Origin of the sequence: Enterococcus sp. AZ177 (genome assembly GCF_050544585.1) — a bacterium.
In the GTDB taxonomy this organism is placed as follows: domain Bacteria; phylum Bacillota; class Bacilli; order Lactobacillales; family Enterococcaceae; genus Enterococcus_L; species Enterococcus_L plantarum.
Genome location: NZ_CP172944.1, coordinates 1,602,790 through 1,628,847 on the forward strand (window position 1 = coordinate 1,602,790; position 26,058 = coordinate 1,628,847).

Genomic DNA, 26,058 nt, shown 5'->3' on the forward strand with positions numbered 1-26,058 from the left:
TACGTTTTTCTAAGTATAAAGCAAAATTGAAAAGAACATGAAACCAGCACCTAGCATCACGAACAAATGCCAAACTACATGCATAAAGCGAACATTTTTTAAGCTATAAAATGCGGCACCTAATGTGTAGGAAACGCCACCTGCAACCAATAATGAGATGCCTGTAGGACCTAAAGAGTCATATAAGGGTTTTGCAGCAGTAATGCACAGCCAGCCCATAATAATATAAATCACAGTAGAAACATTTTTTACTGTTTCTTGTTTGTGTAAGGTCAGGGATTTATAGACAACACCACTGATAGCCATTACCCAGATAAGCACAAACAATAACCAACCAAGCCAACCTTTTATGCTCAGCAAACAAAACGGCGTATAGCTTCCGGCGATCAATAAAAAAATCGAACTATGGTCAAAAACCTGAAAAACTTTTTTCGCTCTAGTAAAAATCAAACTATGAAATAGGGTTGAAGCCAGAAATAAAAGCACTAATGTTGAGCCATATATGGCGTAGGAAACGACATATACAGTAGAATCAAGACGTGCGCCTTTTACTAATAAAATCACTAAGCCAGCAATACTTAATCCAGCCCCAATCCCATGAGTTACTGCATTAAGAACTTCATTTAAAATCATATATTTTTTTGAGAATTTTATTTTTTCCAAGAAATCAACTTCCTTCATTTTAATTTGGTGAAAAATAATTCTTTGTCTGTTATAATAATAATAGACATTTAAGCCTCAACTGTATTTTAACACGAATTGAGGTTGTTTTTAAAGAAAGAGTGATAAAATTATGACAAATGTTAAAATTGTGACCGATTCTTCTTGCACAATGCTGAAAAGTGTACGCGATGATTTGGATATTCAAATGATGCCTTTATCTGTAATGATTGACGGTGTAGTATACGCTGATGACGACCATTTAGAAGGCGAACAGTTTATGGAATTGATGAGTACAGCAAAAGCATTGCCAAAGACAAGCCAGCCGCCAATCGGCGAATTTGTGGAGCTATACGATCGCTTAGGAGCTGATGGAAGCGAAGTGATTTCCATTCATATGACAAAAGGCTTGAGCGGTACAGTAGAAGCGGCTAGACAAGCGGGGAATTTAAGCTCTGCCAATGTGACAGTAATCGATAGTGATTTTACCGATCAAGGCTTATCATTTCAAGTAATTCAAGCAGCTAAATTAGCTAAAAATGGTGCAAGCGTTCCAGAGATTTTAGCTGAAATCAATCATGTCAAAGAAAATACGAAGCTATTCATTGGAATTTCTACATTAGACAATCTAGTTAAAGGTGGTCGGATCAGTCGTACAACCGGACTTTTATCCAACATTTTTAATATGAAAGTAGTCATGGATTTCGAACATACAGAACTGATTCCTGTGGCTAAAGGTCGAGGAATGAAGACGTTCAATAAATGGTTTGATGAACTAAAAAATGAATTAAGTACTTTATCAAATGTGCGTCAAATCGGTATTTCTCACGCAGATGGATTAGAGTTAGCTAATGGATTTAAAGAAGGCCTACAAGCACTATTCCCTGATATGGAAATACCTGTGTTGCATACAAACCCTGTAATCGCAACTCACACAGGTAAGAGTGCATTTGCTATCATGTACTATACGGACTGAGTTTTGAGCAGATCAAACTGATCTGCTTTTTTTAATCAATTTTTTTATAACTTTTTACTGTACAAATGAAGTGAAAATAGAGATAATTTACTTTAATTAAAAATAATATTGCCAAATACTGTGAATCAGCGAATGTTCAACCTTTTCGTGATTCACAGCAAAGGAAGGGATACAATGAAATTACTTTTCAAAAGAAATTGGCCAAGCTTCACACTTTTTTTCATCACGATGATTGGTATTTTTTTATTATTAGTAGTGGCAATACCTAAAGCCAAACCAATTTTAGGTACTGGAACAATGCAAGTAGCTAAAACGGAAACAAAAGAAGTGCTCCACTACACCGCCATCGGTGACTCATTGACTGAAGGAATTGGTGATTTAACAAATTCAGGTGGATTCGTTCCACTCGTGGCTAAGGATTTGCAGGAGGAATATCATTTAAACGGTGTCCAAACAGATAATTTTGGAAAAAACGGTGATCGCAGTGATCAAATTCTTAAGCGAATCAAAAAAAATAAAGAGATCCAAGATGGCTTAGCTTCAGCAGATATTATTACGTTGACTGTGGGCGGAAATGACTTGATGAAAGTAATTAAGGGAGACGTATTCCGTTTAACGAAAAATTCGTTTGAAAGACCACTGAAAAATTATCAGAAAGAAGTAGAAAAAGTTCTAACGGAAATTCGCAATTACAATGCAGAGGCACCCATTTATGTTCTAGGCATTTACAATCCATTTTATCTTTATTTCCCTGATATTACAGAAATGCAAGAGATTGTGGACAACTGGAATAATGGGACAGAAGAAATCGTCAAAGCAGAAAAAATTGCGTATTTTATTCCAATAAATGATTTGCTTTATAAAGGAGCAGGTGATGAGGTAGGGATCGTCAGCAGTGAAGATTTAGCCTCTGGAACAGCATCAAGCAGTGAGCTAGATATCAAAAACAATGCGCTATATGAAGAAGACCACTTTCACCCCAACAATTTAGGGTATCAACTCATGGCAAGTGCAGTGCGTGACGAAATGGTAAAAACGCAAGATAAATGGCTCAAAAAAGGAAGTGAGTGATACAAATGGCAAATGAATCAGAAGAAAAAAAAGAAGTGAAAAAAACGAACAAACGAAGCAAAAAAGCGCCTGAAGTAAAACGATCCATTAATTATTGGAAAGTTGCGTTCATTGTTTTGGTAGCAGCCTTGATTGGAAGTTTAGCCTTTGTTTTTGTAAGAGTCACCCAAGTTCGCGAACCAAACTATAAACCCGTTCCAGAATTAGTTGAAAAAGACGGTACACCTGTTATAGCGGTTCAATCAACGAAGAAGCAAATAAATGCACTGATCGATTTTTACCTAGGTGATTTCCAAAAAGGATCAGATATTACTTATAAATTTTATCTGGAAAATGAAGCGATGCTAAATGGTACTTTTAAAGTCTTAGGACATCCGATTCAATTTTATCTTTATTTTGATCCTTACGTAATGGATGACGGTAATGTGCAACTCAAAGCAAAAAGCTTATCGATTGGTACACTAGGATTACCAATGAAAGAAATCCTAAAGTTTGTTCAAAGAGATTATAAATTACCAAACTGGGTAGAAGTAAATCCAGACGATAGTACTGTTTTACTTCGTTTAGATCAATTTAGAATGCAAAACGGGTTATTTATCCGAGCAGAAAAAATAAATTTAGTAGATGACGACATTCGTATGAATATCTACTTACCAAAAGATAGTAATAATACTACTTTAAACACGAAGGAGGAGTTAAATTGAGTGAAAAAGCAATTTTTGCCGGTGGTTGTTTTTGGTGTATGATCCAACCATTTGATACACAACCAGGGATTCAATCAGTAACGTCTGGTTACACTGGAGGACATGTAGCTAATCCAACATATGAACAAGTGTTAAGTCATACTACAGGGCATACTGAGGCTGTTGAGATTGAATTTGATCCTACTGTTATATCCTATGAAAAATTAGTTGAAATCTATTGGCAACAGACAGATCCAACGGATGCTTTAGGTCAATTTGAAGATCGTGGTGATAATTATCGCCCAGTGATTTTTTATATAAATGAGGAACAGAAAAAAATTGCAGAAAAAAGTCGAAAAGCGTTACAAGAAAGTGGCCGTTTTACTGAACCAATCGTTACAACGATTGAACCTGCAGCTATTTTTTATCCAGCAGAAGACTATCATCAAGACTTTTACCAAAAAGACCCAGAGCGTTATAAAGATGCTCATATAAATCGAGCAAATTTTATAGAAAAGAATTGGTGACCATATGAGAAGAAGTTTTTATCACTATTTAATGACGCTAAGAGCGCCCAAAAAAACAGAAGAGAGCCAATTTGCAAACGATGCTGCGAAAGATATTCAGTTTCCTAAACAGTCTGAAGAGTATCATGAATTATCTAGCTATTTAGAAATGAATGCTGATTATTTAACAAACATGCACATTTTTGATGACTTATGGGAAAAATACTTAGAAAACAATAAATAAAAAGAGAAGGAAAGGCAAAGAAAGCTTTTCCTTCTTTTTTTTTCATGGTAAACTTGAAAACATGCAATGATATTTTTACAGAAAGAGATGACCGTATGAAAAATAAAAGACAAATCCCTTTTCACCAATACATTATTTCGATTCTTTGTGTTGCTTTTTTGGCCGGCGGTAGTTGCTATATTTATTTTGACTACCAATACAAAAAACAATTAGCAAACACTCCAGTTCAAAATAGTGAGTTAAAAAAAGTCGATAATCTATATAATGAAATCATCAATAATTATGTAGGAAAAGTTGATGAGAAAAAATTAGTTGATGGGGCACTAAAAGGTATGACAGAAGCCTTGGATGATCCCTATTCAAGCTACTTAAATGAACCAGAAGCAGATGAATTAGATCAAAGTCTAGCTGGGAGTTTTGAAGGCATTGGGGCAACAATGACCATGATGGATGAGCTACCAACTGTGGCACAAGCACCAATCGAAGGGTCTCCAGCAGCCAAAGCAGGAATCAAGGCGAATGATATAGTTTTAAAAGTCGATGATAAAGAAACAAAAGGAAAGACTCTTTCCCAAGTTGTCAGTAAAATTCGCGGGAAAAAAGGCACTGAAGTCCGTTTAACGATCAAACGGGGCGAAGAAACCTTTGAATTGAAAATCAAGCGAGATACGATTCCGATCGAGACTGTTAAAGGAGAGATAGATAAACAAGATCCTACGATCGGTTCGATAAAAATCACTTCATTTGGTGAAAATACCTATAAGGAATTACAAGACACAATCAAAAATTTAAGAAAAGACGGAGCTAAATCTTTTGTGATTGATTTACGCCAAAATCCTGGTGGCTTACTGGACCAAGTCGAAAAAATGGCGAGTATGTTCCTTGAAGACGGCAAAACAATCGTTAAATTTGAAGACAAAAAAGGCAATACCAGTGAGGATGTCGCTTCTACTGATTTGGATGGTGGCTTTAAAGTAACTGAACCGACCGTTGTTTTAGTTGATGAAGGAAGCGCTAGTGCATCTGAAATTTTTGCGGCAGCTTTAAAAGAATCTGGGAATAAAAAAATCATTGGAACTAAAACGTTTGGTAAAGGAACCGTTCAAACCATTAAAAATTTGAATGACAAGAGTGAAATCAAGTTAACCGTCTTAAAATGGCTGACACCAAAAGGGGAATGGATTCACAAAAAAGGACTAGAACCGACCATTACAGCTGACTATCCAGATTTTGCTTATTTATCGCCGGTTTCAAGAGATAAAACGTTAAAAGCAGGGGATTCTTCACCAGTTGTCAAAAACGTCAATGCTTTGTTAAATGCTCTTGGTTATGAAGTCAATCCTGATACTAGCGATTTTACTGAGCAAACAAAAGAAGCCGTAAATGCGGTACAAACAGACAACGATTTACCCGTTACAGGGGAAGTTGACAATGATACAGCCGCTCAAATTGAAATTGAAGTTGGAAAGAAAATTAAGGATAACGACCAAGCATATGAAACTGCCATAAAGGAACTACAACACGAAAATAAAAAGAACTAAAAGAAACGGCTGTGAAAAATAACGATACATTCAAAACTGAAATTGACTGTTCACGCCAATTTCAGTTTTTACTATGATCTGTTTTATTTTTCCTTTAAATTAGTCGCTTTTTCTAGTGTTTTTCCTTTATAATAGAATCAGCAAGAAAAAAGGGAGAGAAAAGAGTGGAAAAACGAAAATCTTATATTGGCTATTTTATTTTTTTCATAAAAATACTCATTCCTTCCCTAGTGTTGTTGTTTATACTAAGAGGTTTTATTTTGATTCCTGTGCCTGTCGATGGGAATTCGATGGAGAAAACCCTCAGTCAAGGTGACATGATCGCGATGGAAAAATTCACATCAATCAAGCGATTTGATGTAATTGTTTTCAAATTACCAAATGGAGCCATATACATTAAACGAGTAATTGGGCTACCAGGAGAAGCGATTCGCTATGACAATGATCAGCTTTTTATAAATGAAAAGCCTATTGAGGAGCCGTTTTTAGAAAAAAATATAAAAAAAGATCACGAGACAGCCCCTTATACGACTAATTTTAATTTAAGTGATCTTACTACGGAAGAGGTTTTACCCGAAGATAGTTATTTTGTATTGGGTGATAATCGACGAATGTCAAAAGACAGCCGCTCTTTCGGAGCTGTAGAAAGCAAGTATATTTTAGGTAAAGCACAATTTGTATACTACCCAATAACACATATGAAATTCATACCAAGATAGGTGATAAAATGACAATACAATGGTTTCCAGGACACATGGCTAAGGCCAGAAGAGAAGTATCCGAAAAAATAAAGTATGTTGATATCGTTTTTGAATTGATAGATGCAAGGCTTCCCCTTTCATCAAGAAATCCAATGATGGATCAGATTGTACAACAAAAACCGCGTTTGATTTTACTTAACAAAGGTGATTTAGCTGATAAGGATCAAAATCAAAAGTGGCAAAAGTATTTCCAAGAAAAGGGCTACAATACTTTAGTTATTAATGCTCAACAAAATAAAGGCATCAACAAAATTGTTCCAGAAGCAAAGAAAGCACTAAAAGAAAAACTAGATCGAGAACGTTCAAAAGGGTTAAAACCACGTGCTATTCGTGCAATGTGTATCGGGATTCCAAACGTTGGAAAGTCAACATTGATGAATCGTTTAGTCGGTAAAAAAATTGCCCAAACAGGTAATAAACCCGGTGTGACGAAAGGCCAGCAATGGCTTCGTTCGGGAACAGATTTAGAATTGTTGGATACCCCAGGTATTTTATGGCCTAAATTTGAAGATCAAGAAATCGGTAAAAAATTAGCTTTAACTGGCGCAATCAAAGACCAACTTCTACACTTGGATGATTTAGCAATTTACGGGTTAACATTTTTTTCACGTTTTTATCCAGAGCGACTGGTTGAACGTTATAAGCTAACACAAGAGGAGACCTTTTTACAAGGAGCTGAACTTCTGATGCTAATTAGTCAAAAGCGTGGCTTTCGCGATGATTACGATCGTGCAAGTGAAATGATCATTCAAGAAATCCGCAGCAGCAAATTAGGCCCTTACACATTAGATCGCTGGGAAGAATTAGGAGTTACAAAAGATGAAAACTGAGTCAATTCTGCAAATTAAAGACACTTTAGCCACGATTGATAATCGAGATGATGACAGAATCCGTTTGTGGCAAGCAGATGAGCGTAGCGGTGTTCAACAAGCGTTAAGACAATGGGATAGAAGGATTCAGCGCCACGAAAATGAAATAGCATTGTTTGAAGAAATGCAACAATTTGAAAATGAAGCCCGAGCTAAGGGGCATCGATTGATTGTTGGAATCGACGAAGTAGGTCGTGGACCGTTGGCGGGTCCTGTTGTTGCGGCAGCTGTTATTCTTCCTGAAAATTTTAAACTTCTCGGCGTAAATGATTCTAAAAAATTATCTGCGAAAAAAAGAGATGAACTCTACAATGAAATCCAAAATCAAGCTATTTCAATTGGGATCGGCATGGTAGATCATCATAAAATCGATGAAATCAATATTTATCAAGCTTCAAAAATGGCTATGGGCATAGCGTTGGAAGATCTTTGTTTTGTTCCTGATTATTTATTGATTGATGCAATGACGTTAGATGTTAATATTCCCCAAGAAAGTATCATTAAAGGGGATGCTCGCTCCATATCGATTGCTGCAGCAAGTATCGTTGCTAAAGTTATTCGAGATCGTATGATGGAAAACTATGCTAAAACGTATCCTGGTTATGGTTTTGAAAATAATGCAGGTTATGGTACAAAAGAACATTTGCTAGGTTTGGAAAGACAAGGAATTTGCGAAATTCATAGAAAAACGTTCGCTCCAATTAAAAATATGTATTAATAAAATAAAATAACCTTTTTTTTGCGAATACTTACTACAACAAGTATTTGTGAAAGAAGGTTTTTTTTATGGAAGAAAAACAACAAGCGTTACTTTTTAAATTAGCTATTTGTAACGGCATTGGAAATTTAGGTATGTTGAAAGTACTAGATTTTTCAATGAGATACAACAATAGTACAGATTTTTCTAAAGAAGAAATTATCCAAATTGCTGGAATTACGACCTATCAAAAACTATTTTCTGAATCATGGGATTTTTGGTCAAAAGACCCTGAAAAATTATCAGTATACCAGCACTCACACCGCTTTATTACACTTTTAGATCCAATATATCCTTATTACTTAAAACAAATCTATAATTGTCCTGTAGTACTGTTTTATAAAGGAAATATCGAGCTTTTAAAACAAAATTGTTTGTCTTTTATCGGAGCAAGAGCTGCTTCTGTATATGGAATTAATGTTGTACGCCAATTGATTCCGGAAATAGTCAGTAATAATTTAACTATTGTTAGTGGATTGGCTAAAGGAATTGATAGTGTCAGTCATCAAATCACGATGCAACATGGTGGGAATACCATTGGTGTCATTGGAACAGGGCTAGATAGTTGTTATCCTAAGGAGACCGCACATATTCAGCGAAAAATGATGGAGGAGCAACTAGTTATAAGCGAATACCCTAATGGTACAGGACCTAGAAAGTATCATTTCCCAATGAGAAATAGGATCATTGCAGGAATGAGTCTAGGTACTTGTGTAATCGAAGCCAGAAAAAAAAGTGGTTCTTTGATCACAGCCCAAGCTGCTCTAGAGTATGGTCGTGAAGTTTTTGCGGTCCCAGGTAATGTATTTGATTCCCAATCAGATGGTTGTCACGGCCTCATTCAAGATGGAGCAAAATGTACTATTTGTCCACAAGATATTTTAGAAGAAATTCAATTTTTTACGATTTAACTGTATCAATCCTTGACAAACCTGTAATGAATAGATATGATGAAGTACGATTTGTGAGTTCTCTACATTTTGATATATATAATAGAAGAAACACAAAAACCGAAAGGAGCCACACGTTTAATGGCGTATAAATATCTAGTTATTGTGGAATCACCAGCTAAAGCCAAAACGATTGAAAAATATTTAGGAAAAAACTATAAGGTTGTTGCCAGTGTTGGGCATATTAGAGATTTACCTAAAAGTAAAATGGGTGTTGATACTGAAAATAATTATGAACCGCACTATATCTCAATTCGAGGTAAAGGCGACGTCATAAAAAGTTTAAAAGCTGCTGCAAAAAAAGCTGAAAAAGTTTATCTCGCAGCCGATCCGGACCGAGAGGGGGAGGCCATTGCTTGGCACCTGTCTTTCCTTCTTGGCTTGGATTTAAATGATAAAAACCGTGTTGTATTTAATGAAATTACGAAAGAAGCGGTAAAAGCTGCTTTTAAAGAACCTCGCACGATTAACCTAGACTTGGTAGATGCGCAACAAGCACGCCGCATTCTAGACCGTTTAGTGGGTTATTCACTAAGTCCAATTCTTTGGCGTAAAGTGAAGAAAGGCTTAAGTGCTGGTCGAGTACAGTCTGTAGCACTTAAAATTATCATTGATCGTGAAAATGATATTCGCAAATTTATTCCAGAAGAATATTGGAGCATTGATGGTAATTTTCAGAAAGCAAAGAAAAAATTTAAGGCTAATTTCTGGGGCCTAGATGGTAAAAAGAAAAAATTACCGAACGCTGAAGCAGTAAAAGAAGTAACTACTCGAATCAAAGGTAAAGAATACGATGTGACAAAAGTTGAAAAGAAAGAGCGGAAACGTAATCCTGCATTACCTTTTACAACTAGTAGTTTACAACAAGAAGCAGCCAGAAAATTAAACTTCCGAACACGAAAAACTATGATGGTTGCGCAACAATTATACGAAGGAATTCCCTTAGGGAAACAGGGTACAGTAGGTTTAATCACGTATATGCGTACAGATTCCACTAGAATCGCAGATTCTGCAAAAGCAGAAGTAGCAGAATACATTGAAAAAACGTACGGTAGTGAATTTTCTGCTCATGGTGGTCGTAAAGTAAAAAATGCGCAAGGAGCCCAAGATGCTCATGAGGCGATTCGTCCTTCTAGCGTTATGCGTGCCCCGAATGAAATCAAACAATATTTAGACAAAGACCAGTTAAAACTTTACACTTTAATTTGGTCACGTCTGGTTGCCAGTCAAATGACACCGGCTATCTTGGATACAATGAAAGTAACATTGGAACAAAATGGCGTGATTTTCATTGCGAATGGTGCTAAAGTAAAATTCAAAGGTTTTATGCAAGTTTATGTTGAAGGTCGCGATGATGGCAAAGAAGATAAAGAAAATATCTTACCTGATTTAGCCGAAGGAGACAAAGTCAATGCTCTTGATATCGAACCGAAACAACACTTCACACAACCACCTGCAAGATTTAGTGAAGCAACATTGATCCGAGCTTTGGAAGAGAATGGTGTTGGACGGCCATCAACCTACGCACCAACCTTAGAAACGATTCAAAGACGTTATTATGTTAAGCTAACAAATAAACGTTTCGAGCCGACCGAGCTAGGAGAGATCGTTAATTCATTGATTGTTGAATTTTTCCCACAAATCGTTGATGTTCATTTTACAGCTTCAATGGAAGGGGATTTAGATAAAATTGGTGTTGGTCAAGAAAAATGGGTAGAAGTCGTGGATCGTTTCTACAGACCGTTTGAAAAAGAATTGACAAATGCAGAAGAAAAAATCGAAAAAATTCAAATCAAAGACGAGCCAGCTGGCTTCGATTGTGATCTCTGTGGTCATCCAATGGTAATCAAGCTAGGACGTTATGGTAAATTTTATGCATGTAGTAACTTCCCAGAATGTCGAAATACTAAAGCAATCGTCAAAGAAATTGGTGTTACTTGTCCAGTTTGTAAAGAAGGGCAAGTCATTGAACGTAAATCTAAAAAGAATCGATTATTCTACGGTTGTAGCCGCTATCCAGATTGTGACTTTACATCTTGGGATAAACCAATTGGGCGTCCATGTCCAAAATGTGGTCAATATCTCGTTGAGAAAAAAGTCAAAGGTGGAAAACAAGTCGTCTGTATCAATGGTGATTATGAAGAGAACGTTCAAAAATAAACGATATCTATAAAAACAAGAAAATTAAAAAACCAGTGGAAAAGCCCGTTGGTTTTTTGAAGAAAAGAGGAAATAGATGAATACTCCTGTAACAGTTATCGGCGCTGGCTTAGCGGGCAGTGAAGCTGCTTGGCAAGTTGCCCAATCTGGTGTCCCAGTAACACTTTATGAAATGCGTCCTGTAAAAAACACTCCAGCTCACCAAACTGAAAATTTTGCTGAATTAGTATGTTCTAACTCATTGAGAGGCAATAACTTAACGAATGCTGTTGGTGTTCTGAAAGAAGAAATGAGACGTTTAGATTCAATCATCATCAACAGTGCGGATAAAACTGCTGTACCTGCTGGTGGCGCTTTAGCCGTTGATCGAGATACGTTTTCACAAGAAATTACGGATAAAATAAAAAATCATCCATTGATTACAGTTAAGAATGAAGAAATCACTGCTATTCCAGATGGAATCGTGATCATTGCCACAGGGCCATTGACTTCAGAAGCATTAGCAGAACAAATCAAAGAGTTTAACGGTTCAGACGGTTTTTACTTTTACGACGCTGCGGCACCGATTGTGGACAAAGCAACGATCGATATGGATAAAGTTTATTTAAAATCTCGCTACAACAAAGGTGAGGCAGCATATTTAAATTGTCCAATGACGGAAGAAGAGTTTAAAGCTTTTTATGAAGCCTTGATTTCTGCTGAAGTTGTTCCTTTAAAAACATTTGAAAAAGAAAAATTCTTTGAAGGATGCATGCCAATTGAAGTAATGGCTAAACGAGGCATCAAAACGATGTTATTCGGGCCATTAAAGCCAGTTGGATTGGAAGATCCTAAGACAGGTAAACGTCCCTATGCTGTTATCCAATTACGCCAAGATAATGCAGCCGCTTCATTATACAATCTTGTAGGTTTTCAAACACATCTAAAATGGGGCGAACAAAAACGTGTTTTCCAAATGATTCCAGGTTTAGAAAATGCTGAATTTGTTCGTTATGGTGTTATGCATCGTAATAGTTTTATGAACTCACCAGAACTATTGAAACCAACTTATCAATCTCAAAAGAGAGAAAACTTATTCTTTGCTGGTCAAATGACAGGTGTTGAAGGATACGTAGAAAGTGCAGCTAGTGGTTTATTAGCAGGTATGAATGCAGCTCGTTTGGCCAAAGAGGAAGAACTTATCGTTTTCCCAAGAGAAACAGCTTTAGGAAGTATGGCCTACTATATTACGCATGCAGAAGGCAAACATTTCCAACCGATGAACGCTAACTTTGGTTTGTTCCCTGAATTGCCAGAAAGAATTCGGGATAAAAAAGAACGATATGAAGCCATTGCAGACAGAGCTTTGACGACATTAGCTAAAATGAAACAAGATTTAACTATCAAAGAATAAACGAAAGAACAAAAAGACCAGTGCGAATCAAACGATTTGCATTGGTCTTTTAAGCGATACAAAACAAGCGAAAAACAGATTAAATTACGCTTACAGTTTATGAGCATTTAAAGTTAAATATGAATAAATTGTTACTAAATTTGAAAATATTGATTAAATTCTGACAATTCGTTTGTTTTTTCAAAATGGTTATGCTAAAGTTACTGTGTAATTTAATGGAGGAAGGTTTATGCAAGAGAAAAATTGGTCTGAACTATTTTTAAACTACTTAATCATTGAACGTGGTTATTCTGAAAAAACCAAAATTGCATACGAAGAAGACATGCACAATTTTTTTGTGTTTTTAAAAAATTCGGGAGAGCCTGATTATTTAAACGTCGACCATTTGGATATTCGCTCCTATTTGAGCTTCCTATATGATAAAGAATATAGTCGGAATTCTATTAGTCGAAAAATTGCTAGTTTACGTTCTTTCTATCAATTTCTGCTTAAAAATGAAGTCATCAAAGAAAACCCATTCTCGTATGTACACATGAAGAAAAAACAATTACGTCTTCCTCGTTTTTTATATGAAAAGGAGATGGATGCTTTGTTTGACAGTGCTAAAGGGTCGAAACCTTTAGATTTAAGGAATCAAGCATTGTTAGAAATTCTCTATGGTACTGGAATTCGAGTAAGTGAATGTACAAACTTAACCTTGCAATCCATTGACTTTTCTGCAAACGTATTACTTATTCATGGGAAAGGAAACAAAGATCGGTATGTGCCTTTCGGTTCTTTCGCGCAAGATGCATTAAAAGAGTACTTGGAAAATGGACGAGCTGTTTTGATGGAAAAATACCATCGTGAACATGCGTTTGTTTTTGTTAATCATCACGGGGAACAAATTACCCCAACTGGTATCGAGTATATTTTAAATCAACTTATAAAAAAAAGTACCTTAAATAGCGATATTCATCCTCATATGTTACGTCATACATTTGCCACACATTTACTAAATAACGGAGCTGATATGCGAACCGTTCAAGAATTATTGGGGCATTCTGATTTATCAACGACCCAAATTTATGCTCATGTAACAAAAGAAAGTTTACAAAAAAATTATCGAACATTTCATCCTCGTGCGTAACGAGTCTTGTATCAACTAGCTAGCAGGCTAGCAACACTGAAAAATAGAAACAAGCCTGTTCAGCTTTTAAATTAGGAGGAACTATAATGGTTGAATCACAATTTCATTCAACAACGATTTGTGCTGTTGAAAAAGATGGAAAATTTGCGATGGCTGGTGACGGTCAAGTAACAATGGGAGAATCTGTTGTTATGAAAGGCACTGCTAAAAAAGTTCGTAGAATATATAATGACGAAGTCGTTGTCGGTTTTGCTGGAAGTGTAGCAGATGCGTTTACACTAGAAGAGAAATTTGAAGGAAAATTAAACGAATACAATGGCAATTTAACTCGTGCTGCGGTTGAATTAGCTCAAGAATGGCGTACACAGCAATCTATGCAAAAATTAGAAGCCATGTTGATTGTTATGAATGAAAAGGAAATGTTACTAGTTTCAGGTACAGGTGAAGTAATCACTCCAGATGATGGTATCTTAGCAATTGGTTCAGGCGGAAACTTCGCCTTGTCAGCAGCTCGTGCAATGAAACATTACGGAGATAAAGATATGTCTGCTAAAGAAATCGCAAAAAATGCGTTAACTATTGCGGCAGATATCTGTGTCTTTACAAATCACAATATTATTGTAGAAGAATTATAAATGGGGGACAATGACCATGAACGAATTAAATAGAACACCAAGAGAAATTGTCAAAGAATTGGATGAATATATCATCGGACAAGAAACAGCCAAAAAATCAGTTGCAGTGGCTCTAAGAAATAGATATCGCCGTTTACAGCTTGAAGAAAAAATGCAACAAGATGTAACGCCAAAAAATATGCTGATGATCGGACCTACAGGTGTAGGGAAAACAGAAATCGCCAGACGCCTGGCAAAAATCGTCAATGCTCCTTTTATCAAAGTAGAAGCGACTAAGTTTACAGAAGTTGGTTATGTTGGTAGAGATGTAGAATCAATGGTACGTGATTTAGTAGAAAACGCTATTCAAATTGTAGAAAAAAAACAATACAGTAGAGTTTATTCTCAAGCCTTGAAAAAGGCGAATAACCGTTTAGTAAAAGTTCTTGTTCCAGGAATCAAAAAAGAACAAAAACAAACCTCCAATAATCAATTTGAACAAATGATGCAAATGTTCAACAGTGCGCAACAACCTCAAGAATCACAAGAAGAAGTAACGGAAGAAATCAAAGTGAATCGCAAAACGATTCTCGAGCAACTACAAAAAGGATTACTAGACAATCGTGAAGTAACGATTGAAATCGAAGAGCCTAAAAAGACAATGCCAGCTATGAATAACGGCATGGAACAAATGGGCATCGACTTAAACGAAACTTTAGGAGCTCTATCTCCTAAGAAAAAAGTCGAACGTACAGTTACTGTCAAAGAAGCCCAAGAACTATTAGTTAAAGAAGAGTCCGCTAAAATTGTTAAAGATGCAGACATTCACAGCGAGGCAATTCGTTTAGCTGAAAGTAGTGGCATTATTTTCATTGATGAATTTGATAAAATCACTTCAAAAAGTCAGCAAAACTCAGGCGAAGTTTCTCGTGAAGGAGTACAACGTGATATTTTGCCAATTGTTGAAGGTTCTCAAGTCAATACAAAATATGGTCCGGTTCAAACAGATCATATTTTATTTATCGCATCTGGCGCATTCCATCTGTCTAAACCAAGTGATTTGATTCCTGAATTACAAGGTCGATTCCCAATTCGTGTCGAGTTAGACGATCTAACTGCAGAAGACTTTGTCAAGATTTTGACAGAACCAAACAATGCGTTGATAAAACAATATATCGCTTTAATTGGCACTGAGAATGTCACAGTTGTTTTTACGAAAGAAGCAATCGAACGGATCGCAAATATTGCGTTTGATGTCAATAGAGACACTGACAATATCGGAGCTCGACGCTTGCATACGATTTTGGAACGTTTGCTAGAAGATTTATTATTTGAAGCACCAGATATGCAAATGGGGGAGATTACAATTACAGAAGCATATGTGAATGAAAAACTGAACAGTATTGTTCAAAATGAAGATTTAAGCCGTTACATTCTTTAAGAATTTCAATCTTCAAGTCTGCAGAAGTTCTTTTGAAACAAACAAGGGTCGTAACAAGAACTGAGTTGAGAATCTTTGGTACAAGATGATGAAAAACGGATCGATAATACCATCTATTTTCTAGCTCAGTTTTTAAATTAGGAGGAGTAAAAATGACTACTTTATTAGAAAAAACGCGTCAAATCAATAAACTTTTACAACAAAAAAATACCTTTGATCAAAAGGCAGAATTACCTTACGACAAAATGGCTATGATTTTAGGCGATGTTTTAGAAAGTAATGCGTATATTATCAGTAACGAAGGGGTTTTGTTAGGGTATAACGAAAAATTAGATGTTAATAATGCGCGTGTGAAACATATGTTTGAAGAAAAACGTTTCCCACAAAGTTACACAGACGCAGCAGATAACTTGGTTAAGACAGAAGCAAATATTTCAATCACTAGCGATTTAACTGCTTTTCCTATCGAACTACGTGAAAAATATCCTTTTGGACTAACAACCATTGTCCCAATGTTTGGTGCGGGTGAACGTTTAGGAACGATTATTTTGGCAAGAGTAGAACAGTCCTTCAATGATGAAGATTTGGTTCTAGCTGAATATAGTGCTACTGTTGTTGGCATGCAGATTCTTTATCAGCAATCACGTAACATCGAAGCAAGCGTTCGTAGTGCAACTGCTGTACAAATGGCGATTAATACATTGTCGTACAGCGAGTTAAAAGCAGTTCAGGCTATATTTAAAGCTTTGGATGGCGAAGAAGGTAGATTAACGGCTTCCAGTATTGCCGATGAAATTGGAATCACGCGCTCAGTAATCGTAAATGCTTTAAGAAAATTAGAATCAGCAGGTATCATTGAATCAAGATCCCTAGGAATGAAAGGGACTTATCTGAAAGTCTTAAATAAACAATTCATCAAAGAATTAGAAAAAGATAGTAAGTAGGGGGGCAGAGAACATGACTGTACAAATTGAAAATGATTATTTGATTGCAACAATAGCAGAAGATGGTGCCGAGCTTATCAGCTTGAAATCGAAGAAAAATAATATTGAATACATCTGGCAAGGAGATCCAGCATTTTGGAGCCGTCACGCACCTGTATTATTTCCAGTTGTCGGGCGCTTAAAAGATGATCAATACACATATGAAAATCAAACTTACCCGATGGGACAGCATGGATTTGCCAGAGATAGCCTTTTTGAAGTAATCGAACACGGGTCAGAACTAGTTTCACTATCGTTAAAAAGCACCAAAGAGTCGAAAAAAATATATCCTTTTGAATTTGAATTGATTCTTTCATATGTCCTAGAAGAAGACAATTTAATTGTTAAGTATCAAGTAGAAAATACAGGTAATGCGGATATGTATTTTTCAATTGGTGGACATCCTGCATTTAATGTACCTTTAGAGCAAGAGTTGACGTTTGATGATTATTATCTAAGTTTTTCACCTAAAAAATCTCGTACTCAGATTCCGTTAGCAGGTCCTTTTGCAGATTTCGAGCATAAAACATTAGGACAAACGAATACTAGTCTTGATCTTCGCAGAGAGCTATTCAAAGAAGATGCAATTATTTTCGAAACCAAAGGAGTAAATACCTTTACAATTGAAACAGACGAAGGTCCTCACAGCATTAGTTTAAGTTTTACAGATATGCCTTATGTCGGCGTTTGGTCTCCTTATCCACAAGAAGCCCCATTCGTTTGTATCGAGCCTTGGTGTGGTATTGCAGACGAAGTAAATACTACAGGAAATCTTGTTGATAAAAAAGGGATCAACAAACTAGTTACAGCAGATATTTTTAAAACACAATATACACTTACAGCTAAATAAACTAAAAAACTAGGACACGAAGTATTGCAATACTTCGTGTCCTAGTTTTTTTAATCATTTGTTTTATTTTTTTTTGCGAGCGCCCAAACCAAACGGTACTCGACTTTCGGTGCCATCTTTGATTCGTTTTATATTATCTTTGTGACGGATAAAAATAAAAATTGTCAACACTAATGCAATCGATGTTAATAACCAATCAAAATGAGGCAAGATAGCTGGAATAGCGAAAGGCAAAATAATTGTCGAAAGTGTGATTAGCACAGCACTGATCATGCTGGACAAACTTACCATGCTGGTAATATATAACATAATAATAAAAATTAAAGCAGAATAAACAAAAAATGCTGGATTGTACGCCAAAATCATCCCTGCACTAGTCGCGACAGCCTTTCCTCCTTTGAAATTTGCAAAAATAGGAAAGGTATGACCTAGAACGGCTGCAACACCAAAAACTAGTGGATTTACATCTAAAGTAAATAGTAGAGGTAGGCAAGTTGCTAAAGTTCCTTTTAAAATATCCATCAGCAAAACAGCTATTCCTGCTTTTTTTCCAAGAACTCTAAACGTATTTGTCGTTCCTGTGTTGCCACTACCAAATTGCCGAAGATCCTTTTTGAAAAAAAATTTGCCTATCCAAACGCCAGAAGGAATAGAACCAAGTAGATAAGCTATAATCAATAGCACAAAAAATTTCATTAAGTAACCTCTTTCTGTTCAAACTAGCATTTATTCTATCATGAATAGAAACAGCTAACAATAATTAAATATTCGTTGTATAATGAAAATGAAGAGAAAGTAGAAAGGATGATCAACATGCCCATAGAAAACCCAACACAAAAACAAATTTTTGATTACCTAAAACAAGCCAAACGAATCGCAGTCGTTGGACTAAGTGCGAAAGAAGACCGTACAAGTTATAAAATAGCTGAATTATTACAAGAATCTGGTTATGAAATTATTCCAGTAAACCCAAAGTTGGCAGGAGAAAAGATCCTTGGTGAAAAAGTCTATGAGAAATTGCAAGATGTACCAGGACAAATCGATATCGTCGATATATTTCGTCGGAGTGAATTTTTACCTGAAGTTGCTCGAGATTTTATAAAAACTGATGCAAAAGTCTTTTGGGCCCAATTAGGACTGGAAAATGAAGAAGCTGCTGAAATCTTGAAAAATGCAGGAAGAAATGCTATTATAATGAATCGTTGCATTAAAATTGAATTAGCTGAAATGCCTAAATAGATGCAAATAATCTTAAGAAAGAGTGGCCGTTGAGGAAAGCTCTTTTTTTTTGAGAGCTTTTAGAGTATTATTGTAATGATGTGGCCTTGCGCCCTATAATTCAAGTATAAGGAGTTTTTTCTTTGGCGAAAAAAGTAAACAATGAATACAACGACGCCTCCATCCAAGTTCTAGAAGGATTGGAAGCCGTACGAAAAAGACCAGGAATGTACATCGGCTCCACAGACAGCCGCGGATTACATCATTTAGTCTATGAGATCGTTGATAATGCAGTTGATGAAGCACTATCTGGTTATGGAAATGAAATCAGTGTGACAATTCAAAAAGACAATAGTATCAAAATAACTGACGCTGGACGTGGTATGCCAGTTGGCATGCATGCATCAGGAATCCCAACTGTAGAAGTAATTTTCACCGTTCTTCATGCAGGAGGAAAATTCGGTCAAGGCGGGTACAAAACTTCCGGTGGACTACACGGTGTAGGTGCCAGCGTAGTGAATGCATTATCTAGCTGGTTGGAAGTGCGTATCGTCCGTGACGGTGTTGAATACATGGAGCGTTTTGAAAATGGCGGAAAACCCGTTGGAACCTTAAAAAAAGTTGGAAAAACGAATAAAAAGAATGGAACTTCCGTAATTTTTCTTCCAGATGACACCATTTTTTCTACTATACATTTTTCATACGATACCTTAGCAGAGCGCTTAAGAGAATCTGCGTTTCTCTTAAAAGGTGTAAAAATCTCTCTAACTGACCTTAGAGGAGAAGAACCTAAAGAAGAAATTTTTCATTATGATGAGGGAATCAAAGAATTTGTTGCCTACCTTAATGAAGAAAAAGATACATTAACACCTGTTGTTTATTTTTCAGGGGAAAAAGATGGCATCGAAGTTGAGCTTGCTTATCAATATAATGATGGCTATTCAGAAAATGTCCTTTCATTTGTCAATAATGTCCGTACAAAAGATGGTGGTACTCATGAAGTAGGGATGAAGTCTTCAATGACAAAAGCTTACAATGAGTATGCAAGAAAAGTCGGTTTGCTAAAAGAAAAAGATAAAAATCTCGAGGGTAGTGACTTCCGCGAAGGATTGGCAGCAGTCTTATCGATTCGTGTTCCAGAAAACTTGCTGCAATTTGAAGGGCAAACAAAAGAAAAACTAGGGACCCCAATGGCACGGAATGCAGTAGATAATGTTGTTGGAGAACAAATGGGCTTTTATCTACAAGAAAATAGCGAAATGAGCCAACAATTAATTCGTAAAGCGATCAAAGCGCGAGAAGCCCGTGAAGCAGCTCGTAAAGCGCGAGAAGAAAGTCGCAATGGCAAAAAACGGAAAAAAGGCGAATCTCTTTTATCTGGAAAACTGACACCGGCTCAATCACGTAATCCTAAAAGAAATGAATTATATTTAGTCGAAGGAGACTCTGCCGGTGGTTCAGCAAAACAAGGGCGCGACAGAAAATTCCAAGCGATTTTACCTTTACGAGGAAAAGTATTAAATACTGAAAAAGCTAAAATGCAGGATATTCTGAAAAACGAAGAAATCAACACGATGATCTACACAATTGGGGCAGGTGTTGGGCCAGAATTTTCAATTGAAGACTGTAACTACGATAAAGTTATCATCATGACCGATGCGGATACCGATGGCGCTCATATTCAAGTATTGCTATTAACCTTCTTTTATCGTTACATGAAACCACTGATCGAAGCTGGTAAAATATACATTGCGTTACCACCTCTCTATAAAGTGTCAAAAGGAATTGGTAAAAAAGCAGTAACAGAATATGCCTGGACAGACGAAGAATTATCGAATGTGACGGAGCAAGTCGGCAAAGGATATATGCTTCAACGTTACAAAGGATTAGGTGAAATGAACGCAGACCAGCTGTGGGAGACCACAATGGACCCTGAGACACGTACTCTGATTCGAGTAAGAATAGATGATGCAGCTCAAGCAGAACGTCGCGTAACGACTCTTATGGGCGATAAAGTAGAGCCTAGAAGAAAATGGATCGAACGCCACGTCCAATTTACATTAGAAGAAGACGGCAGCATCTTAGATAGAAAAGATGGCGATAAAGAGATTTCACCATCTATTTCAACTGACGTGCTAGATGAAGAAAAAAAAGAAGAAACTGAGCGTAAAAATGCCGAGTCTGAAGCAACACAAGATATCAGTTTATTCGATTTAGAGTAGGGAGTGACAAATTTGGAAAAACGCCAGGATATTCAAGAATTGACGCTTGAAGAAGTAATGGGCGATCGTTTTGGAAGATATTCCAAATATATCATTCAAGAACGTGCCCTACCTGATATTCGTGATGGGTTAAAACCTGTACAACGTAGAATTTTATTTTCCATGAATAAAGATGGAAATACATTTGAGAAAAGTTTTAGAAAATCTGCAAAATCTGTCGGAAATATCATGGGGAATTACCATCCTCATGGTGATAGCAGTATCTACGAAGCAATGGTTCGTTTAAGTCAAGACTGGAAACTACGTGAAGTTTTGATCGAAATGCACGGGAATAATGGGAGTATGGATGGTGATCCACCAGCTGCGATGCGGTATACAGAAGCACGTTTGTCTGAATTAAGTGGAGAACTTCTGAAAGATATCGAAAAAGAAACCGTTGACTTCGTTTGGAACTTTGATGATACAGAAAAAGAGCCGACTGTTTTACCTGCTAAATACCCCAATTTACTCGTGAATGGTTCAACAGGGATCTCGGCAGGTTATGCTACAGAAATTCCTACTCACAATTTAGCGGAAATTATCGATGGTACAATTTATTTAATCGATCATCCAAATGCAACCTTAGATAAGCTAATGGAATTTATTCCAGGACCGGATTTTCCAACAGGTGGTATTTTACAAGGGAAAGAAGAAATCAAAAAAGCTTATGAGACAGGTCGCGGCAAAGTAATCCTTCGCTCAAAAACAAGAATTGAACCTTTAAAAGGTGGAAAACAACAAATTGTTGTCACCGAAATTCCTTATGAAGTGAACAAAGCGACATTGGTTAAGAAGATGGATGAAGTCCGTTTAAATAAAAAAATCGATGGTATTGCTGAAGTTCGTGATGAAAGTGACCGAACTGGGCTGCAAATTGCGATTGAGTTGAAAAAAGATACGAATGCCGAGGGTATTTTAAATTATCTTTTCAAAAATACTGAATTACAAATCAATTACAACTTCAATATGGTTGCTATCGACAACATGACACCACAACAAGTTGGTTTAAAACGGATCTTAGATAGCTATATTGCACACCGCAAACAAGTCATTACAAACCGTAGCCAATTTGAATTGAACAAAGCTAAAAAACGTCAGCACATCGTTGCCGGTTTGATCAAAGCGCTGTCTATTTTAGATAAAGTAATCGAAACCATCCGTGCTAGTAAAGACAAAAAAGATGCTAAGATGAATCTGGTCAAAGCCTATGCATTTACTGAAGAACAAGCTGAAGCTATCGTGACGTTGCAATTGTATCGTTTAACCAATACAGACATCACACAACTTGAAAAGGAAGCAGAAGAGTTGAATCAGTTCGTCACTGAATTAACAAAAATTTTAAGTGATGAAAAAGAGTTGTTCAACGTAATGAAAAAAGAGTTACGTGAGGTCAAAAAACAATACGGCAACCCACGTTTAACTCAGATTGAAGATGAAATTCAAGAAATCAAGATCGATACAAAAGTTTTAGTTGCTCAAGAAGATGTCGTGGTGACTGTAACGCACGAAGGGTATATCAAGCGGAGCAGTTTGCGTTCTTATAGCGCATCGAAGCCAGAAGAGGTCGGAATGAAAGAAGGAGACTTCTTGCTTTATACTGGGGAAGTAAATACCTTAGATCATATTTTACTGATTACAAATAAAGCCAACGTGATTTATCGTCCAGTTCATGAACTTCCTGACTTACGATGGAAGGAAATAGGTGAACATATTTCACAAGCTATTCTAAATCTATCAGTAGATGAATCCATTATCGCTGTTTATACCTATAAAGAACTATCTCCAACGAAGACATTTGTTTTCATGACAAAAGAAGGTATGATCAAACAAAGTAAAATGACCGATTTCGAACCATGGAGAACGTATAAGAGCCGTCCAACGAACTGCATGAAATTGAAATCGGACTCAGATGAAATTGTAAATGTGTATTTAACAAATGAACAAAAGATCTTAGATGTCTTTTTAGTCAGCCATCGCGGTTTCGGTTTACGCTATCCATTAGAAGAAGTACCAGTAGTTGGTGCTAAAGCTGCTGGAGTTAAGGCAATGAACTTAAAAGAGCAAGATTATGTAGTCAACGGCTTACTTGTCCATGAAGACGGAGACACACCAGTTGTAGTATTAACGCAACGAGGAAGTATCAAACGAATGTTAGCACAAGAATTACCTCAACTCGGGCGAGCAAAACGCGGACTAATGGTTCTTAGAGAATTGAAAAAGAACCCTCATCGCGTAACATTTATGTCTGAAAGTAGTCCTTTAGAATTACTAGTGACAACACAAAATGGTAAACAATATACGCTGGATTCAGAAAAATATCCAATCAATGATCGAACATCTAATGGTTCATTTATGCTTGATGAAAAACAAGATGGTGAAATTTTAGAAGTTCATGAAATGCATACAGCAGAATTAATACCTAAAAATGAAGAAGAATCTAAATAGGACTGCTAAACTGTTCTATAGAATTAAAAGGAAGAAGCCTCTGTACTAGTACAGAGGCTTCTTTTTCTATTACAGATTTCTTATATTTTTTATCTGCATAAGGAAAATTAGTTAATTAAATCACAAACTAAAAACACTGATAATTCAACGTTTTTAGTTTTTTTTATCTGAAAATAAGGAAATTAGCTCAAATTATAGTAAGGAAAAGCTTGCATATAATCAATCATGTGTTATACTAATCACATAAAGCTGTTACAATAGATTTCAGCATACTAAGGAGGCCCACAATGGAACAATGGAAAGGCTTTAAAGGCGACAAATGGAAAACATCAGTAGACACACGTGATTTCATCCAAAGAAACTACACTGAATACAAAGGCGACGATTCTTTCCTGGAGCCAATCGCACCAAGTACAGACAAATTATGGACAAAATTACAGGAATTATTTGAGATACAACATGAAAAAAATGGTGTATACGATATGGATACTAACATTCCTGCAACCGTTACATCTCACGAACCTGGATATTTGATTAAAGAAGAAGAAACAATCGTTGGTTTACAAACAGATGTACCATTGAAACAAGCATTCATGCCATTTGGTGGTATCAACATGGCTAATAACTCATTAACATCAAATGGTTACGAAGTAGATGCTGAGATGTCTAAAATCTTCACAGAGTGGAGAAAAACTCATAACCAAGGAGTTTTTGATGCCTACACACCAGAAATGAGATCCGCACGTAAAAATAAAATCATCACAGGTCTTCCAGATGCTTATGGTCGTGGCCGCATTATCGGTGACTATCGTCGTATTGCGTTATACGGAATGGACTTTTTGATTGCTGAAAAGAAAAAAGATTTAAGTAATACTGGTAACAAAGTAATGACAGATGACGTGATTCGTTTAAGAGAAGAAATTTCTGAACAAATCAGAGCAATGGCTGACTTAAAAGAAATGGCTTCAACTTATGGGTTTGATATTTCACAACCAGCAGCTAATGCAAAAGAAGCGATTCAATGGTTATACTTCGGTTACCTAGGTGCCATCAAATCACAAAATGGTGCTGCTATGTCTATCGGACGCATCTCTGCGTTCTTAGATATCTATATCCAACGTGATTTAGAAGCAGGTGTGATCACTGAATTTGAAGCACAAGAAATGATCGATCACTTAATTATGAAATTACGTATGGTTAAATTTGCTCGTACACCTGAATACAACCAATTATTCTCTGGTTACCCAATCTGGGCTACATTATCAATCGCTGGTATGGGCTTAGATGGACGTTCATTAGTGACGAAGAGTGACTTCCGTATCTTACACACATTAACAAACATGGGCCCATCTCCTGAACCTAACTTAACTGTGTTATATTCTTCACATTTACCAGTTGGATTTAGAACATTTGCTTCTAAGATTGCAAAACAAAGTTCATCTATTCAATTCGAAAATGATGACTTATTACGTGCTAACTGGGGTTCTGACGACTGTGCTATCGCATGTTGTGTGTCTGCAACAGTTATGGGTAAAGATATGCAATTCTTCGGTGCTCGTGCCAACTTAGCAAAAGCCGTTCTTTATGCAATCAACGGTGGTGTAGACGAAAAAACTAAAATGCAAGTAGCTCCTAAATTCCGTCCAATGACAGGTGATACTTTGGACTATAATGAATTTATTGATCGCTACAAAGATATCATGGATTGGTTAGCAGAATTATATGTAAATACATTAAATGTTATCCACTATATGCACGATAAGTATTCTTATGAAGCAGCACAATTAGCCTTCATGGAAAGCGACTTACAACGTACTTTCGCAACGGGTATTGCCGGAATTTCACATGCTGCTGACTCAGTAATGGCAATCAAACACGGTAACGTACAAGTAATCCGTGACGAAGATGGCTTAGCAATTGATTATGTTCCTCAAAATGAGTTCCCAACTTATGGTAACGACAATGAAGAAGCAGATGCAATGGCTAACTGGATTCTTGAATACTTCATGACTCAAATCAGACGTCAACATACGTACCGTAATGCGAAACCTACAACATCATTATTAACAATCACTTCAAATGTTGTTTATGGTAAAGCAACTGGTAATACACCAGACGGACGTCGTGCAGGTAAACCACTAGCACCAGGTGCTAACCCTAGTTACCAAGATGGTAAATTCTTAGGTGAGAAAAATGGTCTTTTAGCATCTCTTAACTCAACTGCTAGATTAGAATACACAAGTGCATTAGATGGAATCTCTAATACACAAACAATCAATCCTAATGGTTTAGGTAAAGACGATGATACAAGAATTGATAACTTACGTAACGTAATGGATGGCTACTTTGATAAAGGTGGATACCACTTGAACGTTAACGTATTCACAAATGAACTATTATTAGATGCACAAGCACATCCAGAAAAATACCCTAACTTAACAATCCGTGTATCTGGATATGCAGTGAAATTCCGTGACTTAACACCTGAACAACAAGCAGATGTTATTTCTAGAACTTCACATGACAGACTATAATAAACGATTAAT

23 protein-coding genes are annotated in these 26,058 nt (G+C 36.5%); 21 read left to right on the forward strand and 2 right to left on the reverse strand.

Features of this window, described 5'->3' with window-relative positions; genetic code table 11:
• Positions 1-9: 9 nt before the first annotated feature.
• Positions 10-663 carry a PAQR family membrane homeostasis protein TrhA gene (trhA, locus tag IGJ34_RS07790; protein WP_430597172.1) on the reverse strand — a complete coding sequence of 218 codons (654 nt, stop codon included), beginning with the start codon at positions 661-663 and terminating at the stop codon, positions 10-12.
• A 130-nt stretch (positions 664-793) separates the two neighbouring features.
• Here trhA and IGJ34_RS07795 point away from each other — a divergent pair, with 130 nt between their 5' ends.
• The 17 genes from IGJ34_RS07795 (at position 794) to IGJ34_RS07875 (ending at position 17,588) form a co-directional block, all read left to right on the forward strand.
• Positions 794-1,636: a DegV family protein gene (locus IGJ34_RS07795; protein ID WP_069653160.1), complete on the forward strand. Its 843-nt coding sequence runs from the start codon at positions 794-796 to the stop codon at positions 1,634-1,636.
• Positions 1,637-1,810: 174 nt separating this feature from the next.
• The gene (locus tag IGJ34_RS07800; protein WP_430597173.1) at positions 1,811-2,707 is read left to right on the forward strand and encodes an SGNH/GDSL hydrolase family protein; all 897 of its coding nucleotides are present in this window, start codon (positions 1,811-1,813) and stop codon (positions 2,705-2,707) included.
• A gap of 5 nt (positions 2,708-2,712) precedes the next feature.
• Entirely contained in the window at positions 2,713-3,411 is a 699-nt protein-coding gene (locus IGJ34_RS07805) for a YpmS family protein (protein ID WP_430597174.1), read from the forward strand.
• Entirely contained in the window at positions 3,408-3,917 is a 510-nt protein-coding gene (msrA, locus tag IGJ34_RS07810; RefSeq protein WP_111247182.1) for a peptide-methionine (S)-S-oxide reductase MsrA, read from the forward strand. Before IGJ34_RS07805 ends, msrA begins: the two co-directional genes overlap by 4 nt.
• A gap of 4 nt (positions 3,918-3,921) precedes the next feature.
• Entirely contained in the window at positions 3,922-4,140 is a 219-nt protein-coding gene (locus IGJ34_RS07815) for a YozE family protein (RefSeq protein WP_069653163.1), read from the forward strand.
• A 95-nt stretch (positions 4,141-4,235) separates the two neighbouring features.
• The gene (locus tag IGJ34_RS07820) at positions 4,236-5,681 is read left to right on the forward strand and encodes a S41 family peptidase (protein WP_430597175.1); all 1,446 of its coding nucleotides are present in this window, start codon (positions 4,236-4,238) and stop codon (positions 5,679-5,681) included.
• A 164-nt stretch (positions 5,682-5,845) separates the two neighbouring features.
• On the forward strand, positions 5,846-6,400 hold the full coding sequence (gene lepB / locus IGJ34_RS07825) for a signal peptidase I (protein ID WP_069653164.1): 555 nt from the start codon (positions 5,846-5,848) through the stop codon (positions 6,398-6,400).
• Between the two features lie 8 nt (positions 6,401-6,408).
• Positions 6,409-7,272: a ribosome biogenesis GTPase YlqF gene (gene ylqF / locus IGJ34_RS07830; protein WP_069653165.1), complete on the forward strand. Its 864-nt coding sequence runs from the start codon at positions 6,409-6,411 to the stop codon at positions 7,270-7,272.
• Complete coding sequence (locus IGJ34_RS07835; protein ID WP_206834166.1) at positions 7,262-8,029, forward strand: ribonuclease HII; 768 nt, start codon at positions 7,262-7,264, stop codon at positions 8,027-8,029. Before ylqF ends, IGJ34_RS07835 begins: the two co-directional genes overlap by 11 nt.
• 68 nt (positions 8,030-8,097) lie before the next feature.
• Positions 8,098-8,979: a DNA-processing protein DprA gene (gene dprA / locus IGJ34_RS07840; protein WP_069653167.1), complete on the forward strand. Its 882-nt coding sequence runs from the start codon at positions 8,098-8,100 to the stop codon at positions 8,977-8,979.
• A 120-nt stretch (positions 8,980-9,099) separates the two neighbouring features.
• On the forward strand, positions 9,100-11,178 hold the full coding sequence (gene topA, locus IGJ34_RS07845; RefSeq protein WP_111247177.1) for a type I DNA topoisomerase: 2,079 nt from the start codon (positions 9,100-9,102) through the stop codon (positions 11,176-11,178).
• 76 nt (positions 11,179-11,254) lie between these two features.
• A complete protein-coding gene (gene trmFO / locus IGJ34_RS07850; RefSeq protein ID WP_430597176.1) occupies positions 11,255-12,571 on the forward strand; it encodes an FADH(2)-oxidizing methylenetetrahydrofolate--tRNA-(uracil(54)-C(5))-methyltransferase TrmFO in 1,317 nt (438 codons plus the stop codon).
• A 229-nt stretch (positions 12,572-12,800) separates the two neighbouring features.
• Positions 12,801-13,700 carry a tyrosine recombinase XerC gene (xerC, locus tag IGJ34_RS07855; protein ID WP_069653170.1) on the forward strand — a complete coding sequence of 300 codons (900 nt, stop codon included), beginning with the start codon at positions 12,801-12,803 and terminating at the stop codon, positions 13,698-13,700.
• An 86-nt stretch (positions 13,701-13,786) separates the two neighbouring features.
• Positions 13,787-14,335: an HslVU peptidase proteolytic subunit gene (hslV, locus tag IGJ34_RS07860; RefSeq protein ID WP_069653171.1), complete on the forward strand. Its 549-nt coding sequence runs from the start codon at positions 13,787-13,789 to the stop codon at positions 14,333-14,335.
• A gap of 16 nt (positions 14,336-14,351) precedes the next feature.
• Positions 14,352-15,755, forward strand: a complete 1,404-nt coding sequence (hslU, locus tag IGJ34_RS07865) for an ATP-dependent protease ATPase subunit HslU (RefSeq protein ID WP_069653172.1) — start codon at positions 14,352-14,354, stop codon at positions 15,753-15,755.
• A gap of 152 nt (positions 15,756-15,907) precedes the next feature.
• Positions 15,908-16,699, forward strand: a complete 792-nt coding sequence (codY, locus tag IGJ34_RS07870) for a GTP-sensing pleiotropic transcriptional regulator CodY (RefSeq protein ID WP_069653173.1) — start codon at positions 15,908-15,910, stop codon at positions 16,697-16,699.
• A gap of 13 nt (positions 16,700-16,712) precedes the next feature.
• Positions 16,713-17,588, forward strand: a complete 876-nt coding sequence (locus tag IGJ34_RS07875) for an aldose 1-epimerase family protein (RefSeq protein WP_430597177.1) — start codon at positions 16,713-16,715, stop codon at positions 17,586-17,588.
• A 63-nt stretch (positions 17,589-17,651) separates the two neighbouring features.
• On the opposite strand, the gene plsY is transcribed toward IGJ34_RS07875, so the two are convergent.
• Positions 17,652-18,284, reverse strand: coding sequence for a glycerol-3-phosphate 1-O-acyltransferase PlsY (gene plsY, locus IGJ34_RS07880; protein ID WP_430597178.1), 633 nt, complete (start codon positions 18,282-18,284; stop codon positions 17,652-17,654).
• A gap of 117 nt (positions 18,285-18,401) precedes the next feature.
• On the opposite strand from plsY, the gene IGJ34_RS07885 reads away from it, so the two are divergent.
• From IGJ34_RS07885 to pflB, 4 genes are all read left to right on the forward strand, one after another.
• Complete coding sequence (locus IGJ34_RS07885; protein WP_111247854.1) at positions 18,402-18,827, forward strand: CoA-binding protein; 426 nt, start codon at positions 18,402-18,404, stop codon at positions 18,825-18,827.
• 122 nt (positions 18,828-18,949) lie between these two features.
• Complete coding sequence (parE, locus tag IGJ34_RS07890) at positions 18,950-21,028, forward strand: DNA topoisomerase IV subunit B (protein WP_069653177.1); 2,079 nt, start codon at positions 18,950-18,952, stop codon at positions 21,026-21,028.
• A gap of 12 nt (positions 21,029-21,040) precedes the next feature.
• Positions 21,041-23,512, forward strand: coding sequence for a DNA topoisomerase IV subunit A (gene parC, locus IGJ34_RS07895; RefSeq protein WP_069653178.1), 2,472 nt, complete (start codon positions 21,041-21,043; stop codon positions 23,510-23,512).
• Positions 23,513-23,799: 287 nt separating this feature from the next.
• Entirely contained in the window at positions 23,800-26,046 is a 2,247-nt protein-coding gene (gene pflB / locus IGJ34_RS07900) for a formate C-acetyltransferase (protein ID WP_069653179.1), read from the forward strand.
• The last annotated feature ends 12 nt before the right edge of the window (positions 26,047-26,058 follow it).

What these genes read in the sequence shown, in the direction of transcription:
- hslU (WP_069653172.1), top strand. Translation starts at nt 14,352, where the DNA reads ATGAACGAATTAAATAGAACACCAAGAGAAATTGTCAAAGAATTGGAT.
- xerC (WP_069653170.1), top strand. Translation starts at nt 12,801, where the DNA reads ATGCAAGAGAAAAATTGGTCTGAACTATTTTTAAACTACTTAATCATT.
- IGJ34_RS07835 (WP_206834166.1), top strand. Translation starts at nt 7,262, where the DNA reads ATGAAAACTGAGTCAATTCTGCAAATTAAAGACACTTTAGCCACGATT.
- IGJ34_RS07875 (WP_430597177.1), top strand. Translation starts at nt 16,713, where the DNA reads ATGACTGTACAAATTGAAAATGATTATTTGATTGCAACAATAGCAGAA.
- IGJ34_RS07795 (WP_069653160.1), top strand. Translation starts at nt 794, where the DNA reads ATGACAAATGTTAAAATTGTGACCGATTCTTCTTGCACAATGCTGAAA.
- dprA (WP_069653167.1), top strand. Translation starts at nt 8,098, where the DNA reads ATGGAAGAAAAACAACAAGCGTTACTTTTTAAATTAGCTATTTGTAAC.
- hslV (WP_069653171.1), top strand. Translation starts at nt 13,787, where the DNA reads ATGGTTGAATCACAATTTCATTCAACAACGATTTGTGCTGTTGAAAAA.
- IGJ34_RS07885 (WP_111247854.1), top strand. Translation starts at nt 18,402, where the DNA reads ATGCCCATAGAAAACCCAACACAAAAACAAATTTTTGATTACCTAAAA.
- codY (WP_069653173.1), top strand. Translation starts at nt 15,908, where the DNA reads ATGACTACTTTATTAGAAAAAACGCGTCAAATCAATAAACTTTTACAA.
- topA (WP_111247177.1), top strand. Translation starts at nt 9,100, where the DNA reads ATGGCGTATAAATATCTAGTTATTGTGGAATCACCAGCTAAAGCCAAA.
- IGJ34_RS07800 (WP_430597173.1), top strand. Translation starts at nt 1,811, where the DNA reads ATGAAATTACTTTTCAAAAGAAATTGGCCAAGCTTCACACTTTTTTTC.
- IGJ34_RS07815 (WP_069653163.1), top strand. Translation starts at nt 3,922, where the DNA reads ATGAGAAGAAGTTTTTATCACTATTTAATGACGCTAAGAGCGCCCAAA.
- pflB (WP_069653179.1), top strand. Translation starts at nt 23,800, where the DNA reads ATGGAACAATGGAAAGGCTTTAAAGGCGACAAATGGAAAACATCAGTA.
- ylqF (WP_069653165.1), top strand. Translation starts at nt 6,409, where the DNA reads ATGACAATACAATGGTTTCCAGGACACATGGCTAAGGCCAGAAGAGAA.
- trmFO (WP_430597176.1), top strand. Translation starts at nt 11,255, where the DNA reads ATGAATACTCCTGTAACAGTTATCGGCGCTGGCTTAGCGGGCAGTGAA.
- plsY (WP_430597178.1), bottom strand. Translation starts at nt 18,284, where the DNA reads ATGAAATTTTTTGTGCTATTGATTATAGCTTATCTACTTGGTTCTATT.
- IGJ34_RS07820 (WP_430597175.1), top strand. Translation starts at nt 4,236, where the DNA reads ATGAAAAATAAAAGACAAATCCCTTTTCACCAATACATTATTTCGATT.
- IGJ34_RS07805 (WP_430597174.1), top strand. Translation starts at nt 2,713, where the DNA reads ATGGCAAATGAATCAGAAGAAAAAAAAGAAGTGAAAAAAACGAACAAA.